The 17,505-nt window shown below is 53.8% G+C and carries 18 protein-coding genes, 1 other RNA gene and 1 pseudogene; 14 read left to right on the top strand and 6 right to left on the bottom strand.

Going from position 1 to position 17,505, the window contains the following annotated elements; translation table 11 throughout:
• Positions 1 to 75: 75 nt before the first annotated feature.
• From AC6I7Z_RS15030 to AC6I7Z_RS14975, 12 genes and pseudogenes are all read left to right on the top strand, one after another.
• Positions 76 to 1,328: pseudogene (locus AC6I7Z_RS15030) on the top strand (VENN motif pre-toxin domain-containing protein); the annotation flags it as partial.
• Positions 1,329 to 1,439: 111 nt separating this feature from the next.
• Positions 1,440 to 2,306 carry an EndoU domain-containing protein gene (locus tag AC6I7Z_RS15025; protein ID WP_497815457.1) on the top strand — a complete coding sequence of 289 codons (867 nt, stop codon included), beginning with the start codon at positions 1,440 to 1,442 and terminating at the stop codon, positions 2,304 to 2,306.
• A 14-nt stretch (positions 2,307 to 2,320) separates the two neighbouring features.
• On the top strand, positions 2,321 to 2,575 hold the full coding sequence (locus AC6I7Z_RS15020) for a MafI family immunity protein (protein WP_497814805.1): 255 nt from the start codon (positions 2,321 to 2,323) through the stop codon (positions 2,573 to 2,575).
• A gap of 135 nt (positions 2,576 to 2,710) precedes the next feature.
• Entirely contained in the window at positions 2,711 to 2,986 is a 276-nt protein-coding gene (locus AC6I7Z_RS15015; RefSeq protein ID WP_497814804.1) for a hypothetical protein, read from the top strand.
• 149 nt (positions 2,987 to 3,135) lie between these two features.
• Positions 3,136 to 3,378, top strand: coding sequence for a hypothetical protein (locus AC6I7Z_RS15010; protein ID WP_497814803.1), 243 nt, complete (start codon positions 3,136 to 3,138; stop codon positions 3,376 to 3,378).
• Positions 3,379 to 3,469: 91 nt separating this feature from the next.
• A complete protein-coding gene (locus AC6I7Z_RS15005) occupies positions 3,470 to 4,375 on the top strand; it encodes a DUF6862 domain-containing protein (RefSeq protein ID WP_497814802.1) in 906 nt (301 codons plus the stop codon).
• Positions 4,362 to 4,916 (top strand): hypothetical protein, encoded by a 555-nt coding sequence (locus AC6I7Z_RS15000; protein WP_497814801.1) that lies wholly within the window; start codon positions 4,362 to 4,364, stop codon positions 4,914 to 4,916. The genes AC6I7Z_RS15005 and AC6I7Z_RS15000 overlap by 14 nt, the downstream gene beginning before the upstream one ends.
• A gap of 96 nt (positions 4,917 to 5,012) precedes the next feature.
• Positions 5,013 to 5,276, top strand: coding sequence for a hypothetical protein (locus AC6I7Z_RS14995; RefSeq protein ID WP_497814800.1), 264 nt, complete (start codon positions 5,013 to 5,015; stop codon positions 5,274 to 5,276).
• Entirely contained in the window at positions 5,273 to 6,007 is a 735-nt protein-coding gene (locus AC6I7Z_RS14990) for a hypothetical protein (protein WP_497814799.1), read from the top strand. The genes AC6I7Z_RS14995 and AC6I7Z_RS14990 overlap by 4 nt, the downstream gene beginning before the upstream one ends.
• 201 nt (positions 6,008 to 6,208) lie before the next feature.
• Positions 6,209 to 7,291 carry a beta-galactosidase BglB gene (gene bglB, locus AC6I7Z_RS14985; RefSeq protein WP_497814798.1) on the top strand — a complete coding sequence of 361 codons (1,083 nt, stop codon included), beginning with the start codon at positions 6,209 to 6,211 and terminating at the stop codon, positions 7,289 to 7,291.
• 31 nt (positions 7,292 to 7,322) lie between these two features.
• Positions 7,323 to 9,806 (top strand): hypothetical protein, encoded by a 2,484-nt coding sequence (locus AC6I7Z_RS14980; RefSeq protein ID WP_497814797.1) that lies wholly within the window; start codon positions 7,323 to 7,325, stop codon positions 9,804 to 9,806.
• 36 nt (positions 9,807 to 9,842) lie between these two features.
• Positions 9,843 to 11,189, top strand: a complete 1,347-nt coding sequence (locus AC6I7Z_RS14975; protein ID WP_497814796.1) for an MFS transporter — start codon at positions 9,843 to 9,845, stop codon at positions 11,187 to 11,189.
• A 25-nt stretch (positions 11,190 to 11,214) separates the two neighbouring features.
• Here the strand turns inward: AC6I7Z_RS14975 and AC6I7Z_RS14970 are convergent, their stop codons facing one another.
• The 4 genes from AC6I7Z_RS14970 to smpB form a co-directional block, all read right to left on the bottom strand.
• Complete coding sequence (locus tag AC6I7Z_RS14970) at positions 11,215 to 12,255, bottom strand: LacI family DNA-binding transcriptional regulator (RefSeq protein ID WP_497814795.1); 1,041 nt, start codon at positions 12,253 to 12,255, stop codon at positions 11,215 to 11,217.
• A 250-nt stretch (positions 12,256 to 12,505) separates the two neighbouring features.
• Positions 12,506 to 13,066 carry a serine acetyltransferase gene (locus tag AC6I7Z_RS14965; protein ID WP_497814794.1) on the bottom strand — a complete coding sequence of 187 codons (561 nt, stop codon included), beginning with the start codon at positions 13,064 to 13,066 and terminating at the stop codon, positions 12,506 to 12,508.
• A gap of 330 nt (positions 13,067 to 13,396) precedes the next feature.
• Positions 13,397 to 13,760: a transfer-messenger RNA gene (gene ssrA / locus AC6I7Z_RS14960) on the bottom strand.
• Between the two features lie 44 nt (positions 13,761 to 13,804).
• Positions 13,805 to 14,287: an SsrA-binding protein SmpB gene (smpB, locus tag AC6I7Z_RS14955; protein WP_033754058.1), complete on the bottom strand. Its 483-nt coding sequence runs from the start codon at positions 14,285 to 14,287 to the stop codon at positions 13,805 to 13,807.
• Positions 14,288 to 14,446: 159 nt separating this feature from the next.
• On the opposite strand from smpB, the gene AC6I7Z_RS14950 reads away from it, so the two are divergent.
• Together AC6I7Z_RS14950 and AC6I7Z_RS14945 are read left to right on the top strand one after the other, a co-directional pair.
• Entirely contained in the window at positions 14,447 to 14,881 is a 435-nt protein-coding gene (locus AC6I7Z_RS14950) for a type II toxin-antitoxin system RatA family toxin (RefSeq protein ID WP_033754055.1), read from the top strand.
• Positions 14,874 to 15,167, top strand: coding sequence for an RnfH family protein (locus tag AC6I7Z_RS14945; protein WP_033754051.1), 294 nt, complete (start codon positions 14,874 to 14,876; stop codon positions 15,165 to 15,167). The genes AC6I7Z_RS14950 and AC6I7Z_RS14945 overlap by 8 nt, the downstream gene beginning before the upstream one ends.
• Before the next feature lie 68 nt (positions 15,168 to 15,235).
• On the opposite strand, the gene bamE is transcribed toward AC6I7Z_RS14945, so the two are convergent.
• Positions 15,236 to 15,583 carry an outer membrane protein assembly factor BamE gene (gene bamE / locus AC6I7Z_RS14940; protein ID WP_033754048.1) on the bottom strand — a complete coding sequence of 116 codons (348 nt, stop codon included), beginning with the start codon at positions 15,581 to 15,583 and terminating at the stop codon, positions 15,236 to 15,238.
• A gap of 196 nt (positions 15,584 to 15,779) precedes the next feature.
• The gene (gene recN / locus AC6I7Z_RS14935) at positions 15,780 to 17,441 is read right to left on the bottom strand and encodes a DNA repair protein RecN (RefSeq protein ID WP_497814793.1); all 1,662 of its coding nucleotides are present in this window, start codon (positions 17,439 to 17,441) and stop codon (positions 15,780 to 15,782) included.
• Between the last annotated feature and the right edge of the window lie 64 nt (positions 17,442 to 17,505).

Raw genomic sequence — 17,505 nt, 5'->3', positions numbered from 1 at the left:
ACCCGGCTTCAGAGCCGGGGCTTTCCTTATCATTCAGTTATTCCTTAGCTATCAGTTGGATGATCAGCTTGCACTGAGGTGGGGCGCAACCTGACGCTGGTGAGCGAGCAGGACAGCGACCGCTACGACTCGAAGCAGCAGAGCGCCAGCGCGGGAGGCAGCTTTACCTTCGGCTCGATGACCGGCTCGGCCAGCGTCAACGCCTCGCGCGACAGGATGCACAGCACCTGGCAGAGCGTGAGGAGCAGACCGGCATCTTCGCGGGCAGGGGCGGCTTTGACGTGAGCGTCGGGGCGCACACGCAGCTGGACGGGGTGGTAATCGGCTCGACCGCGGCGGCGGATAAAAACCGGCTGGAGACGGGGACGCTTGGGTTCAGCGACATCGAGAACCACGCGGACTATAAGGTGGAGCACCAGAGCGCGGGCATCAGCACCGGCGGCAGCATCGCCGGTCAGTTTGCCGGAAACATGGCGAACGGGCTGCTGGTAGGAGCGAACCACAGCGGCAGCGACAGCTCGGTGACGAAGGCGGCGGTAAGCGAGGGCGCGATAGTTATCCGCGACCGGGAGAAGCAGACGCAGGACGTGAGCGGGCTGAGCCGGGACGTGGCGCACGCCAACCAGACGCTGTCGCCGATATTCGACAAGGAGCGTGAGCAGAACCGGCTGCAGGAGGCGCAGCTGATTGGTGAGATTGGCAACCAGGCGGCGGATATCGCCCGGACGGAAGGGCAGATAGCGGGCGAGAAGGCGAAGCGTGACCCGGCTGCGCTTCAGGCAGCAAAAGAGGCGCTGGCCGGGAAAGGCAATCTGAACCCAACCGCCGACCAGATAGCGGAGGAGGCGTACAACACGGCGATGGCGCCGTTCGGCACAGGAAGCGCGCTGCAAAAAGGCATGCAGGCGGCGACGGCGGCGGTGCAGGGGCTGGCGGGCGGAAATATTGGTCAGGCTGTGAGTGGCGCTGCGGCGCCTTACCTGGCGGAGCAGATACATAAGCTGACGGAAGGCAACCCGGAAGCAAAAGCGATGGCCCACGCGGTGCTTGGTGCGGTCACGTCGTATGCGTCCGGCAACTCAGCGCTGGCAGGCGCGGCGGGCGGTGTCAGCGGCGAACTGATGGCGCAGCTGGTGATGAAGCAACTCTATCCGGGGAAAGCTGTTGGTGACCTGACGGAAACCGAGAAGCAGACGATAAGCGCGCTGGGGACGCTGGCGGCCGGGCTGGCGGGCGGCGTGGCCGGAGACGGCACGGCAGGCGCGGTGGCCGGGGCGCAGGCGGGAAGGAATGCGGTTGAGAATAATTATCTGAGTAATGCGCAGAAGGCTCAGAAAGCAACGGAACTGGCAGAATGTCATACCGTGGCCTGTAAAGCGCAGACGCAGGCCAAATGGACGGCGATTGACCTTGGGCAGGATGGTAGCTTTGCGGCGGGTATGATAGCCGGGGTTCCGGCGGGGCTGTACGATGCCGTTGACGGGATTGTCAAAACGGCCAGCAGTCCGGTTGAAACTTACGAAGCACTGAAAACGCTGTTTAACAGCGGCGATGTGTTGGGTAACGTTCCGGATGCGGTGAAGCAGTCTTATATTGACCGTATTAACCGGATGGAAGTGGAGTACCAGAAAGCCGGGGCCAGCGGCTCGTTTAACGCGGGCGTTGAAGGCGGCAAGCTGGTTACGGATATAGCAGGATTGCTGGCTGGCGGAGTTGGAGTTGTAAAAACGGGGACAGCACTGACAGAAAAGATAGTTGCAAAAGTCGCATCTAAAGGCGAAAAGGCTATACCTGCCATACCTTCATCAGCCTGGAAGCCTGGCGAAGGTGAATTTAGTCAAAACCTAGATAAAACAGTTGCTAATGCCGAGCATAAGGAGGGCGCATATGATGGAAATTCACTTCCCTATAAAGATACGGTTGGTACTGTAGCGGATGGTAAAGACTATACAGATATTCTTTCTCCTGAAGCGAAAAAGCATATATTATATGGAGATAGTTCTACTAGTGGTGGCCATATATTTCCAGGTAATCCCGGTAAAACAACATTTCCGTCGAATTGGACGGCAGAAAAGATAGTTCATGAAATAGGGGATATTGCTACTTCACCGAGTACTCAATGGTATGCCCAGACAGGTACTGGTGGGTTATATACTAGCAAAGGAGATCCAGCAAAATGGGTTGCCTATGAAGTTAGAGATGGTGTAAGGCTTCGTGTTGTATATCAACCAGCTATTGGAAAGGTAATAACAGCATTTCCTGATAGCAAACCTATCCCGGCACAGTCCAAACCGATAAAAAAATAGTAAGGAATATATAAATGTTCGGTAACAGAATTACCCAGTTAGGGAAAAATCTTGAAGATCGGTTAGAACCAGCTTTGATCGAAGGGGCTTTAGATTATATCCAATATAATGAAGAGCCCCTTGCCTTTGAAATATTATGTGATCATATAAGTGAATATGATGTTGCGATAACTTCAGAAGAATATGAAAAGATATCCGAGCTTATTAAGGAAATGAACTTGGATCTAAATGAGGCTCCATTTAAATATTTGAAACAGTTGATAAAATAAATAGAAAGCCCCGCCTTTAGCCGGCGGGGTTTTTATTTTTTTATTATCCTTCGGCGGCCAGTGGGATAATGAGTTGCTCCGGCTCGGTCAGCACCTGCCGTTAATAATACTAAAGAGAAGCTTATTGCGGTAGGCGTGGAAATTTCCACTGGTGTTGGTATCCAGTATATAACTACAGACGAAGTAATATTATCAGACATGATTGGTACCGGTCTAATTGGTGCAATTACGGCAGGTAAAGGCTACAACCCCACAATGACTTGGAATGCAGCAGGGATTTATTACCAAGCTAAGATCAGTGGCGATGATCTTTTTATGGCGGCACTACTAAGTAAAACAGGGGCGTCAGTTGGCTATGCGGCTGGTAATATCATCAAGGTTCCGATGGATAAAATATTAAATCCTGTATAGAAACAATATGAATGGTTACCGTCTGGCGTGTGGACGATTACGAAACCTGTATCCCAGCATCCTTTACTATCAGTTGCGGGGAATATTGGAGATTCTATAGCATCAGGTTTGGTACCAAGTTATTTAGAGAAAAAAAAGGATGTCGGTAAATGATAAAAAGCCTCATAGTGCTAGTTAAAATTTTTTTACTGTTATTAGTAGTCATGGGTCTTATAGTCGCAGCTTTCTTCTTCTTTTTTGAAGGGTTAAATTATTTATCTGAAGGTGTCTTTAGTTTTGATAAGCTATGGCGAAGTTTAAAAGGCGCGTTGTTTGGAGCTGTTCCCGCTAGCTTTATTTTTTGGTTTTTTTATTATCTTTTACCTTTATTAAAAAATGATAAACGCTCGTGATATTTTTTCATTTATAGGTGCTGTGCTAAATAGTGTAGTTTTAAGCCGCACAGCAGCATCAAGAAACCGATAGCGTCATTTAGCAGACGACGTGGCGGGCAACAGCAAGGCGGGTGCGCAGGCGGGGAGGAATGCGGTAGAGAATAATGCACTTAATGCTCCGGATGAGAAAAAGCGGCAGGATGCGAAATGGTCACTGCCGTATCTGGAAGGTGAAAAGAAACAGCAGGCCGAGAAACTCATCAATGACCTTGACGCTAAAGATAAGGCGTTTGATATTGCAATAGATGCGGCCTGTCAGAATTTGTCTTCAGAGCAGTGTAGGGGGTTGCGCCAGGATTTAGCAGGAATGGCGAAGAGCTATGACGAGATGCTCGACGGTGATTATATTAGCAAAATGCGCAGCGTGTATAAGGACGGGGCGAGCAAGGTAGACGATTTGATGTGGATGTACGCGACGGCGGATGCAATAGCGCAGCGTAATGCCAATATACAACTGCTCGCGACCACGCATAACATCAGCCCGGATGCGGCTAAAGTTCTTTACTACACAATGGCTGGAATACATACCGCTGCGGCAATTGGTGGTGCAGTGTATGGAATGAAAGGCCCAAGTACGGTGACGGTTTATCGTGTGGAAGGTGCACCAAACACTCGCCTTTTAATTGGTGACAATGGGCAGGTTACTATCACTGGCAACACTACGCTGTATTTAAACTTTGGTGATAAAGCCAGAGCTTTGGAGTTTTTTGAAAAGCGCAGCATTCAGAATATGGATAATGCAACGATCAAAACTTTTGAAGTGCCAAACTCTGTTTTGGATGAATTGAGAAAAACTGCCGTAAAAGAGAGTGTTGCTCGATTACCTGAGAACAAAGGAAAGCCTGTTATTGCTGATCCAACGAGAGCTAAAGATCAGTATGGAATAAGGCCTGAAAAGCTGAAAGAATTGCAAGATAAAATCATTCTGGGGACGGGAAAAGATGCACGCAAATAATGAAAGATTACGGCAAATTTTGTTGGAAAGGGAGAGGTTAAAAAAATCTCCCCAGGCTATGGCTAAGGCATCGGGAATCGGAATCGCCAGGTTCGTAGTATCATGTAATGATGCATCTTTAGTTTTGGCTCTGGCGAAAGAGGTTATGATTATAGTAAATAATTATTCAACGCAAGAATGGCCTTCTCTTGAAAAGTGGATAAGTATGCTTCCATTTCAATTTGTCAAAGGTTTTTCACCAGAGTTAACGAAAGCCGATAGGGAAAAGCAACTTCAAAACTGGGAGGCTCTGACTTATGAAGAAAAGCTTACCGAAGCATCTCATGATGATCAGTGGACTTTATCATCATGGTTATCTTGGTTGGAGCCGGAGGAGCGAGAGTGGTTTTGGTGGGATGCTACTTTATTCGATGTTCCGTTAAACAATAGCCATTTTTTAATTGAAGTAACTACTTTGGACTCAACGTTTATGTCGGGAGCTTTAAAGAAATTGTTTAAAGCCTGCGGAGCTTCTGATGTTGTGTCTGAAGATGATTTGTAGTTGAGATAACTGTCTGAGCACAAAACAACAGGCTCAGAAAAATAAAGAAATCGCTGTATGTCAGACAATAGCCTGTAGAGCCTGTGTCCAGGCCAAATGGACAGCGATCGACCCGGGGCAGGACGGGGCTTTGCAGCAGGTATGATAGCCGGGGTTCCGGCGGGGCTGTATGATGCCGTTGACGGGATTGTCAAAACGGCCAGCAGTTCGGTTGAAACTTACGAAGCACTGAAAACGCTGTTTAACAGCGGCGATTTGTTGGGTAACGATTACAGGGCGCATCTCACCAGCTTGATGACTGGCTCTGCAAACGTCAACGCCTCGCGCGACAAGATCCACAGCAGCTGGACGGGGCGGTGAGCGAGGGCGCGATAGTTATCCGCGACAGGGAGAAGCATACGCAGGACGTGAGCGGGCTGAGCCGGGACGTGGCGCACGCCAACCAGACGCTGTCGCCGATATTCGACAAGGAGAAGGAGCAGAACCGGCTGCAAGAGGTGCAGCTGATAGAGGAAATTGGCAGCCAGGCGACGGATATCGCCCGGACGGAGGGGCAGATACGGGCCACGAACGCCGGTAAGGCGGAGCTGGCGGCGAAAGGCATAACAGAGCCGGGAGAAGGCGCGTCGACTAAAGAGTGGGCAAGGTATAACGAGAAGCTGACGGCGACGGACAGCTATAAGGCGGCGCAGCAGCAGTGGGGCACGGGCAGCGCCATCCAGCAGGGTATCGAGGCGGCGACGGCGGCGGCGCCTTACCTGGCGGAGGTCATCCAGGACATGACCACCACGAAGGATGCGAACGGCAAAGAAGTAGTGAACGTCGAGGCGAACCTGATGGCGCACGCGGTGGCAGGCGCGGTAACGGCTTACGCGGCGGGCAACAGCGCGCTGGCGGGCGCCTCGGGCGCGGCGATGGGCGAGTATATCGCGCAGCAGATGTATCCGGGCGTGGACCGCAAGGACCTGACGGAAGAGCAGCGCCAGACGATAAGCGCGTTGTCGGCGTGGCGAGAGACAGTACAGCGGATGCGGCGGCCAAAGCTCCGTTCCGATAACTGCGCAAAAAATTTGTGTAGTACTCCCACCTAAAATGAAATAACGTTTCAATAAACCCTTGTTTTATCAAAAACCCCCCCCTTTCTTTGCTAAATAAGATGGTTTCTCAGGCCAAAAAAATATCGGCAAAGCTCACAGAATATCAACGCAAATTTTTTTCGTATTGCGCATGTGAAATGCGAGATGATTTAATTCCTTTTGCCAAATTATCTCTTCATATGATTGGGAATAAGAATGGAAAAGCGTTCACTGAATAAGAATATGGATTTGCTTTTACGCGGATTTACTGAGCTAAAAGATAATGGGCGATTTAATGAGCCCAATCTTGACGGTAGCGCAGGCGATTATATTTCTTTCTCCAGCTGGGAATGGCCGCAGGGCGTTGGGTTATTTGGGCTGGTACGTTTGTGGGAAAACAATAAGTCCGATGAGTTATATCAAATTATTGATAACTGGTTTCAGGGAAATATCGAAAAAGGATTGCCTGACCTGAATGTCAACACAACCGCGCCGATGCTTCCCCTGTCGCTTTTCTGGTCCCATCACCGGCAGCCTTACTACCAGCAGGTGCTCGATAACTGGGCAAATCGCGTGATGACTGAACTCCCGCGTACGCCGGAACAAGGTTTTCAGCATGTGGTTTCCGACGGCATTAACGAAATGGAAATCTGGGACGATACGCTGTTTATGGTGGTGCTGTTTCTGGCGCACTACGGAACGGTATCCGGCCGCCAGAATCTGGTCGATGAGGCCGTTCGTCAGTTCCTGCTGCATGCGCGCTATCTCAACGATCCGCAAACCGGCTTGTGGTACCACGGCTGGAGTTTTGTCGAGAATAGCAACTTTGCCAAAGCCCGCTGGGCGCGCGGCAATGCCTGGATCACCGTTGGCATACTCGAGTTGCTGGAGCTTGCCGATGTGGGCGCGGGGGTGCGCGAATACCTTATCGAGTGCCTGAAAAAGCAGGTTAATACGCTGATTGATTTACAGGCGGATAACGGCGGATGGCACACCCTGCTTGACCACCCGGACTCTTATATTGAAATTTCTGCCACAGCCGGTTTTGGCTATGGCTTATTAAAAGGCGCGCGTCTTGGCATTGGCGATGAACGATGGCAGCAGGCGGGAGTGAAGGCGCTGGCGATTGTTCAGGATAATATTGATGCCGAAGGCGCGGTGCACAATGTTTCTTATGGCACGCGAATGGGGCGAACGCTGCAGTTTTATAAAGATATTCCCTTACAACCCACCGGTTATGGCCAGGCTCTGGCGATATTATGTCTGAGCGAAGGTCTGCGTCTGACTAATAAAAAATAAAATACGATCCTTCTCTTTGGAGAAAAAAGTAATGGCTATTGAATATAGTAATTTTAATTTAACGGCAGGTCATGCCGTGCGCTATTGGCAGCTATCCGATATAACCAGCTTACGCTATGACACGGTGGATTCGCCGATGGCAGGCGAAATGGATCCCTTTTTCTTTTTAAGCAAACATAAAAACTTTATTCCTCACACCTACCCGTGCCGAGACGATTTTCGCCAGCACTTTGCCGAGCAAAAGCCGCAGCCGTTCGCGAGGGCAAGCTATTCTCGCTGGTGGTTCCCTTTTGGCTCCGACAGAGTGGATTTGTCTGGCTTCTGGTTCCGGCCAACTCGCGTTGGTGCCTGGGCCAGAACGTTAATCGATTGCCCACTGGCGGGTGAGTATCGGTTTCGGCTTGCCACCTGCGGTGGCGCGCTGCTGAAGCTGAACGGCGAGGAAGTGCTGTGGATGGCTGACTATCAGCGCAACCTGGAGAACCAGCGTGAATTCAGCCTGACGCTGCAGGCGGGTAAAAATGAGCTGGAGCTGTGGTTTGATGACTTAGCCGAACGCGATATTCGCTTCTTTTTCCAGCTTGACTACCTTGTTGGCGAGCCGCTGCACATTGCGCTGGAGACGCCGCTAGCCGATGCGCAGATCAAAGAGATGGAACAGCTACTTGATGGCGTGTCCTTTGAGCACCCGGTCTATAACCGCGGCACCATTCGTCTGGTATTTCCTCAGCCAGCGTCGACGGACTATGAGCTGCACGTTGATGTTCTGGGCGATTTTATCTCGCTCGATGAGCCGGTTGCGCTGGACAGTCGGCTGGCCGCCGGCGAATCGCTGATCGCCATTGCGGAAAGCGAGGCTATTCCGGCAGATTTCCGTAATTTCCATATTACGCTGCGGCGTGAAGGGTTCCAGATCGGCCGCACGCTGGGCGTCGAAATTTGTCACGCCGACCGCCAGACGGCGATCCCGCAAACGCAGGAGGCACGCATTGCTGAAGCGCTGAACGCGGTCGCTCGTGAGGGAGAATACAGCAGCGTCAAAGCGCTGGCGCGCCTGGCCTGCGGCCTTAACGATGAGCAGACCCAGCAGATGCTGGATGGCGTTCTGCCGTCGGTGCTCGACTGCCATGATTGCGCGGACTTTACGCTTGTTCCGCTGCTGTGGTGCCGTACGGTGTGGGGCGACAAGATCGATCCGGCTGTTCGCGAGCGTATTGATGAGGCTATTCTGCGCTTCCGTTACTGGATGGACGAACCTGGTAACGATGTACAGTGGTACTTCTCTGAGAACCACGCTCTGCTGTTCCACACCGCGGCGCTGCTGGCGGGCAATCTCTTCCCGGATGCAATTTTCACCCGCTCCGGGCGCTCCGGACGCGAGCAGGCGGCGGCAGGGAAAGCGCGCGTCCTCAGTTGGCTTGATCATTTCGAACAGTGCGAAATGGCCGAATGGAACTCCGCGCCCTATTTCCCCATCGATCTAAAAGGCCTTACCGCGCTGGCTGCGCTGTCGGGCGATGCGCAGATAAGCCAGCGGGCCATCGCGGCAATAGGGCGTTTGCTGACGCAGATAGCCCGTTCTGCTCACCAGGGATTTCTGACCGCCTCGCAGGGACGCTCTTACGAACATACCCTTCGCGCTGGCCGTTCTCTGGAGCTGGCGGCTATTTCACGCCTGCTCTGGGGCAAAGGCAACTACGGCTGTCGTTTCCATGCGCTGCCGCAGTTAGCCTTGCTGCTGCGTGATGGCCTGCTCACCCTCCCGCCAGAGCTGGCGGACGTTGCCGCCTGGCAAAAAGAGAGCGCCATCGAGTGGTGTTTTGCCCAGGGCGCTAATCGAATTGCCAGACTCTATCACTACAAAAACCGCCATGCGGCCATGGGGTCGATAGCGGGCTACCGATGGGGGGAGTGGGGCTATCAGGAGACGCCTTTCCATTTACGCCTTGGCGATCAACCCGAAGCGCAAATCTGGATCAACCATCCTGGCGAGACTCTGCACGGAGGTTTCGGTCGCCCCTCCTACTGGGGTGGATGCGGCACGCTGCCTCGCGTTCAGCAGTATCGCGGCCTGGCAGTGCTGACTTTCGATCTGCATGCCGATCAACCTCCCTTTACTCACGCCTGGCTGCCGCAAAGCCAGTTCGATGAAGTGGCTATACGCGGCGAGCGCGCGGTCGTACGCAGCGGGAAGGGCATGGCGCTGCTGGTGGGTAATCAGGCGTTCGAAACGGTGGATTCAGGCCCGACTCGCGGCTGCGAAATCCGCCTGAACGGGCTACAAACCTGTTGGCTGGTTCGCATCAGCGATCGGGATGAGCGCTCCCTTAATGCCTTCAGCGCGCGTTTTAGCGACCTGACCATGACGCATCACGACGACGGCACTATCGACGTAATTGATCCGCTGTACGGAAGGGTGCGCTTCCTGACCGATGGACGAGTAAGCGCCGAAAACCGCACGCTTGACCCTCAGCAATGGAGCGTGGTGGGCAGCAGCCGTGAGCTTCCTCTGTAATTAACGCCCGGCAGGGACCAGGTAAGGAAAATAATCATGGATACGCAAATCGACAAACAGTCTGCGCCTTTAGGGCAGACTTCTGGTGATGTTAATCCGAATGCTCTGCACAATCCCGCGCGCGCGGTAGCTAAACCGAAAAGCAACTATCGCTGGATAGTCTGTTCTATGCTGGTGTTTGCGACGACGGTTAACTATATGGACCGTCAGATTCTCGGCCTGCTTGCGCCGATGCTGCAAAAAGATATCGGCTGGACGCAGATGGAGTACAGCTGGCTGGTCAATGCGTTTACCGTAGCGTACGGCATCGGCACGCTGGTATGCGGTCGCATTATTGACAAACTGGGGACCAGAATCAGCTATGCGATAGCGATGGTGGTCTGGAGCGCTGCGGCGATGGCACATGCGGTCGTCGGTTCTGTCGCGGGTTTTGCACTGGTACGTGTCCTGCTGGGGCTGGGTGAATCCGCAAACTTCCCGGCTGCGATGAAGGTTATTGCCGAGTGGCATCCTAAAAAAGAACGTACGCTGGCCACCGGCATTCTTGGCGTCGCGGTCAATATCGGCGTCGTTATTTCGCCGGCGCTGATCCCCCTTATCGCGCTACATTACGGCTGGCACGGCGCGTTTTTAATTCTCGGCGCGGTCGGCTTCCTTTGGCTGATCCCATGGTTTATTGCCTTTGGCCCGGTGAAAGCGAAAGCCAGCGCAGAAGAGCAGGCCTGGATTGCTCAGGATAAAGAGGAAGCCGTCAGTGTATCCGCCATTAAATGGACGCGCCTGCTGGGCTATCGCCAACTGTGGGCCGTGGCATTAGGCAAAATGCTGACCGACCCCATCTGGTGGTTCTTCCTCTTCTGGCTGCCAAAATGGCTCAATGAGTCACGCGGTATCAACATGGAAGGCCTGGGGCTGCCGCTGATCTTCATTTATCTCTTTGCCATCGTCGGCAGTCTGGGCGCAGGCTGGTTACCCGGTAAGCTGATGAGTAAAGGCTTTAGCACCGCCCGCGCGCGTAAAATCACCATGCTGATCTGCGCCTGCCTGGTACTGCCAATTTTCGCCGCCACTCAGGTCGAAAATCTGTGGGTCGCTGTCGCGCTGGTCGGGTTGGCTGCGGCGGCACATCAGGGATGGTCCGCCAACATTTTGACCTCGGTATCCGATCTGTTCCCGACCGCGGCTGTCGGTTCGGTGGTGGGGATTGGCAGCACCTTCGGAATGATCGGCAGCGTGATCTTTTCTACAGTGATTGGTGCCGTACTTGATGCCTCAGGTAACTATTGGGCGCTGTTCGCCATCAGCTCTGTCGCTTACCTGCTGGCATGGGCGCTGATGTATTTGCTGTTGGTGCCGAAAATGGAACGGGCCAGATTCGACTGACCGCTCCCTCTGCTGGTGGCCCGTATCATGCGATGCGGGCCACCGATTGACGTTCTACGATGGCACACGCCAGCTCAACACGCCTTGGAGTCTCCACATTTCCCTCAATCATATCCTGCAATAGCTCCAGTGCCAGCGTGCCGATCTCCTGTACAGGAAGGTGAACCGTGGTTAACGGCGGGGTGGCAAACTCTGCCTGCGGCAGGTTATTCATGCCGACCACGGAAATATCTTCCGGCACGCGCAGTCCTATGGCCTGTACCCCCTTAATCGCGCCGAGCGCCAGCGAATCATTGGCGCACAGTATCGCCGTGCATTCGCGTGGATGGTTGCGGAAACGCGCAACCACTGCCTGCTCCGCCAGCTCTGGTAGCCAGTCTGTAACCGTCAGGATTCGTGAATCGTCGCACACAAGCTGGCGAGAGCGCATTGCTTCACGCCAGCCGTCCTCACGCTGTTCAATCGTTCGCCTGCCGGGGTGAGTTAAAAAGAGAATGTCGCGATGGCCGTGCTCCAGTAAATATTCACAGGCCATGCGCGTGGCCGAACGGTTACAGGGCAGCACGCTGGAAAGTCGCATCAGCGGATCGTCGGTATTCACTAACACGGCCGGTTTTTTCAGGTTCACCATCTTGTTCAGAAAGCCGCTGTCATCCACCGTCAGCGCCAGCACGCCTCCTACGTCCGGCTCTTCCAGCAATGTCTGCAGCGCGCCGCTATCGCTATCGTTGAGCGGATGGGTGGTGAGATCAATGCCCAGCACCTTTGCCCGCTCCTTCAGCCCTTGCAGAACGTACCAGCTAAACTGATAGCGGTTATAATCCAGCATCGCCACCTGCGAAATGGCCAGAATAATACGCGCGCCGCCAAGCTCCTGAGCTGGCGAATACCGCATAGCCCGCGCCACTTCCTGGATGCGGGTGCGTAGTTCGTGGCTGACCCCTTTTTCCCCCGCTAGCGCCCGCGACACTGTACTGAGCGAGGTGCGACAGCGGGTAGCGATATCCTCCAGCCGCACGCGGCGATATCCCGTATTTCGCTCTGCCTGATTACCAGATTTACTCATCTTTCATCCTTTCTGCCGCCGCGCTTAAGCTGGCGTAACCCCAGGACCTTTTTATACAGCGTGGTGAAATAGTTACTGTGAGTAAAACAGCATAAACAGGCAATTTCGGACTTCCGCATAGCGTTTCACCTAATCTGACCTGCGCAAAGGGTTGCCGCAGCTGCTTTTAAGAGCGACCCGGCGTTAACCCTGTCGTCTGTTAAGCAGGATGACGCTTTTCAAAAACGCAATTTATGTGGATAAGCTATCTCTAATAGTGATCTTCATTTTTTTTCTCCGTTATCACATTACTATTATCGGGCAGATCTTTATTTATAAATGACATGGCCCCAATCACCACGTTATCGCCAATAACAATCTGGTCGGCGATAATACAGCTATTAGCCCCAATGCTAACGTTATTGCCTATCTTGATTGAGATCGGCAGTTTAGAAGGATTACTGCCTGTTATGCCAATCGTGGTGTTCTGCCTGATACGGAATGAATGCCCAATAACGGCAGAGCCGTTAATAACGATCCCTTGATGATGAGTAATTACAAGTCCGGGTAATATCCTCGCACCTAACTCGATCTCTGTACCATATTTCAACGTCAGCTTCCGGTTGATTCGCAGCGCGGCCTGCTTCAAAAAGCCTGTTTTGTTCTGATACCAGTAGGAGGCGATGCGCCACCAGAAATAGTAGCGTCGCCTGGGGCATTTGATGGCTTTGTGAATGACGCTGTGCCAGGAAAAAGGCTTAGCGTTCATCATCACTTCTTTCTGCAAACATTCCTTTAATAGCAGAAGGTTTTTGTCGTTTTGCGTGTTCATCAGCATTCCATTCTGAAGTCTTATTATTTTGTTAAGAGCGTAAGGGTTTTGAGCATTATACGTTAGCCGCTTGCCTGAAGACGACGTTTAACAAGGTATTGTTTGGCATCGTGGAAACGTGATGGATAAGAAACTGGAGTTCACTCCATGAGGGGCTGCTTCATTCTGAATGGCGATAAAAATGCACCTGGGAAGTGATTGAAAACCAAACTTAGAGGCGGTTAAAAGTCATACTTGAGGAGCTACAGAGACAAAAAAGCCCGCAGGGCTTGTGCCGTGCGGGCTTCCAGGACTTCTACGGATGGCTCTGGAACCATCTTTGAAGAATTTTGGTGGAGCTGGCGGGAGTTGAACCCGCGTCCGAAATTCCTACATCCTCAGTACTACATGCTTAGTCAGTCTTTACATTCGCCTGGCAGCTGCGGACAGACACGCCACTGACAGACTAGCCTGATTAGATTTAACGCTTCAACCCCAGGCAAGGCATCCACGCGATCTCTTTTGGGTTTGACCTCTCTTGATCCCCGTCCTAAGAGCGGAGGCTAGGGAGAGAGGGCTCTTAGCAGGTTATTAAGCTGCTAAAGCGTAGTTTTCGTCGTTTGCGACTATTTTTTTGCGGTTTTTTAGCGAGGCCTACCGCACCTCGGCATGCACCTTGGGTTTCGCAAATCCCGTCGAATCCAGAATCAGCCCCAGGAACCAACTACTCTAGCAAAAAACTTTAAAACTATCCAGCGATTAGCGGTTGCGATTTTTCATGATGCGCGCTTTATCGAGTTTCCACTCGCGCTCTTTGATATCGTCGCGCTTGTCATGCTCTTTCTTACCGCGCGCCACGCCGATCTTCAGCTTGCACCAGGCGTTCTTCCAGTAAAGCGACAGCGCGACCACGGTATAGCCTTCGCGGTTAACGCGGCCATAGAGCGAGTCGAGTTCGCGCTGATTAAGCAGCAGCTTACGGTTGCGCGTCGGATCGCAGACCACGTGCGTTGAGGCGACGGCCAGCGGCTGGAAGGTTGAGCCGAACAGATAAGCTTCGCCATCGCGCAGCAGAATGTAGCTGTCGCTGATGTTGGCTTTACCCGCACGGAGCGATTTGACTTCCCATCCTTGTAGCGACAATCCCGCTTCGAATTCCTCTTCAATGAAGTATTCATGACGGGCGCGTTTGTTAAGGGCAATAGTGGCAGAACCGGGTTTATGTACTTTTTTCTTTGTCATAGTGCGGCGTATTTTACATCACTTAGGCGGCCATCGCACCCCTTGTCCAGCGGGGCACCGGGAAACGGGATATTCTAGCACACCTCTCAATGCGGGGAATTTTTGTTTGATCGCTGGAAATGCTACAATTCAGCGGTTTTGTGATGAACAGGAACCATTATGGCTCAGATTAGTCGTTCAGCGCTGGTGCCCTTCAGCGCTGAGCAAATGTACCAACTGGTCAACGATGTGGATGCCTATCCACAGTTTTTGCCGGGCTGTACCGGCAGTCGCGTGCTGGAATCCTCTGAAAATCAGATGACGGCCTCGGTAGACGTCTCAAAAGCGGGCATCAGTAAGACCTTCACCACGCGCAACACGCTTACCGACAATCAGCGCATCCATATGCAGCTGGTCGACGGACCGTTCCGCAAGCTTACCGGCGGATGGCAGTTTATCTCGCTGGGCGATGATGCCTGCAAGGTTGAGCTGAGCCTCGATTTTGAATTCACCAACATGCTGGTGGAGATGGCGTTCGGCCGCATCTTTAAAGAGCTGGCCAACAGCATGGTGCAGGCTTTCACTCAGCGCGCCAAAGAGGTCTACAGTGCCTGAGATTTCCGTTGAGGTGGTTTACGCGCTGCCGGAGAAACAGTATCAGCGCGTCGTCACGCTGGAAGAGGGAAGCACCGTCGAGCAGGCGATTGTCGCATCCGGCCTGCTTGAGCTGCGCCGCGATATCGACCTCAGCCAAAACAAAGTGGGCGTCTTTAGCCGCCCGGTCAAGCTGGGCGATACGCTGCAGGAAGGCGACAGGGTAGAGATCTATCGTCCGCTGATCGCCGATCCCAAAGAGCTGCGGCGTCAGCGCGCTGAGCGTTCAGCCGGCGGCAAAAAATAGCGCCAGTCTGCGTAGACCAGCCAGAAAAGCAAAAGGCGCCAGCGGCGCCTTTTTTGTTGCGTGTTCGATCAGTCCTTCGATGCAGTCAGGTTCGGCTTGTTGTCGATATTGGTCAAGATGCCGTTGCTGTCGAAGGTCAGGGTCAGCGTCTGCTGCTTCACGTTTTCATGGCCTGGCTCCTGACGGAACACGTAATACCAGACGTTGCTGCCGAAGGGATCGCGCATCATCGGCGTACCGAGCGTATAGGCGACCTGCTGCTGCGTCATGCCGTTGTGGATTTTCGCCACATCATTGGCGACCAGGTAGTTGCCCTGGTTGATATCTGGGCGGTAAACCACGCGCTCAAGGGTGGAGCATCCGGCGGTCATCATCAACATTACCACTGCCGCGGCAGTCAGCGTTTTACAGCGCATCTCTACATTCCTTTTCTGGGGCCAAACGCCTTTTTGTCAGGCTGTTTTTTTGCCATCAAATTCTGAACTCTGCCTGCGGCAGGCTTTATTATTCAGGCGACATAAGTAGCCGATGATAATAAACCTTTTCGCTATTGGAAACCTCTACATCGACAGAGCAAGCATATGACCACGCAGCGGGAAGAAAGTGCCGCCATTACGCCGCTAAAAGTTCTTTCGCGTTAGCAAGGGTATTCCGCGTGACCTCGCTGCCGCCCAGCAGACGCGCCAGCTCCTGCAGGCGCGCGCGTTTGTCCAGCGCCTGCATATGGGTTTCGGTCATGGCGCCGTCGGTCTCTTTGCTGACAAAGAAGTGCTGATGGCCGCAGCCCGCCACCTGCGGCAGGTGGGTAACGCACATCACCTGGGTCGATTCGCCCAGCTGGCGCAGCAGGCGTCCGACGACGGCGGCGGTCGGGCCGCTGATGCCGACGTCCACTTCGTCGAAGATCATCGCCGGGGTTTCCATCTTCTTCGCGGTAATCACCTGGATTGCCAGCGCAATGCGCGACAACTCGCCGCCGGACGCCACTTTACCCAGCGGCTGCAGAGGCTGGCCTGGGTTGGTGGTCACCTGGAAGTCGATACGCGTCGCGCCGTCCGCCGTGAGATGGTCAGGATTGAACGCCAGCGCAATAGTAAAACGGCCGTGCGGCATAGAAAGCTGGTGCATGCTTTGGGTAATCAGCTGCTCAAGTTCGGCGCCATATTGCTGACGTTGCTGATGCAGACGCTCGGCGCTGCGCAGTGCGGCCTGATAGTGTTCGCTTACTAACTCTTGCAGGCTCTCCTGATCGCTCTCCTGCTGCGAAAGCAGCTCCGCCTCCGTCAGCAGCTGCTGATGCAGCTCCGCCAGACCCTCCGGCGCGACGTGGTGCTTGCGCGCCAGCGCAATATAGCGCGAGATGCGCTGCTCCAGCTCATACAGGCGGTTGGGATCGAGATCGAGTCGGTCAACGTAGTGGCGCAGCTCGTCGCTCGCCTCGCTGAGCTGAATCGCCGCTTCTTCCAGCATATTGAGCACGCCGCTCAGCTTGTCGTCCAGCGTTACCACCTCGGTCACCATCTGGCGCGCGGTGTAGAGCAGGCTGTTGAGATTGCTGTCGTCGCCGTCGGCGAGCAGCTGCAGCGCCTGCTGGCTGGTAGAGAGCAGCTGACCGCTGTTGGCGAGGCGCTTGTACTCCTCGTCGATCTGCTCGTACTCGTTCGCCTGCGGCGCGAAATCGTTGAGTTCTTTCAGCTGATACTGCAGCAGCTCGCGGCGCGCCTCGCGCTCTTGCGACAGCTGCTGATGCTGCGCCAGATTGCGGCAGCTCTGATGCCAGGCCTGATAGTCGCTGCGCATCTGGCGCAGCAGATCGTCATGGCCGGCGTAGGCGTCAAGCAGGTGTTTCTGATGGTCGGGTTTAAGCAGCAGCTGGTGCGCGTGCTGGCCGTGGATCTGAATCAGCAGCTGGCCAAGATCGCGCAGCTGCGACAGCGGCACCGCAGTACCATTGATAAAGCCGCGCGAGCGGCCGTCGGCGCTGATGGCGCGGCGCAGCAGACACTCGTTGCCGTCATCCAGCTGATTCTCCTCCAGCCAGCGCTGCGCAGAGGGCGACGACTTGAGGTTAAAGCGGGCGCAGAGGTCGGCGCGCGCGGCGCCCTGACGCACCATGTCCGCTTCGGCGCGACCGCCCAGGCACAGACCGAGGGCGTCGATGGCAATAGACTTACCCGCGCCGGTTTCACCGGTAATCGCCGTCATACCGCGTTGGAAATCAATGTCGAGCTCACGAACGATAGCGAAATTACTGATGGTCAGCTGTGCCAGCATAGAATCACCTGTATGGAAAAACAGATATGGTTTTTCGTACAGTATAAACTGGTTTTTTATCCAG

This window comes from Pantoea sp. X-Soil-MYKO-1289 (genome assembly GCF_059730625.1).
The sequence above is the reverse complement of the archived record's forward strand: the minus strand, read 5'-3'. Positions and strand labels throughout refer to the sequence as shown.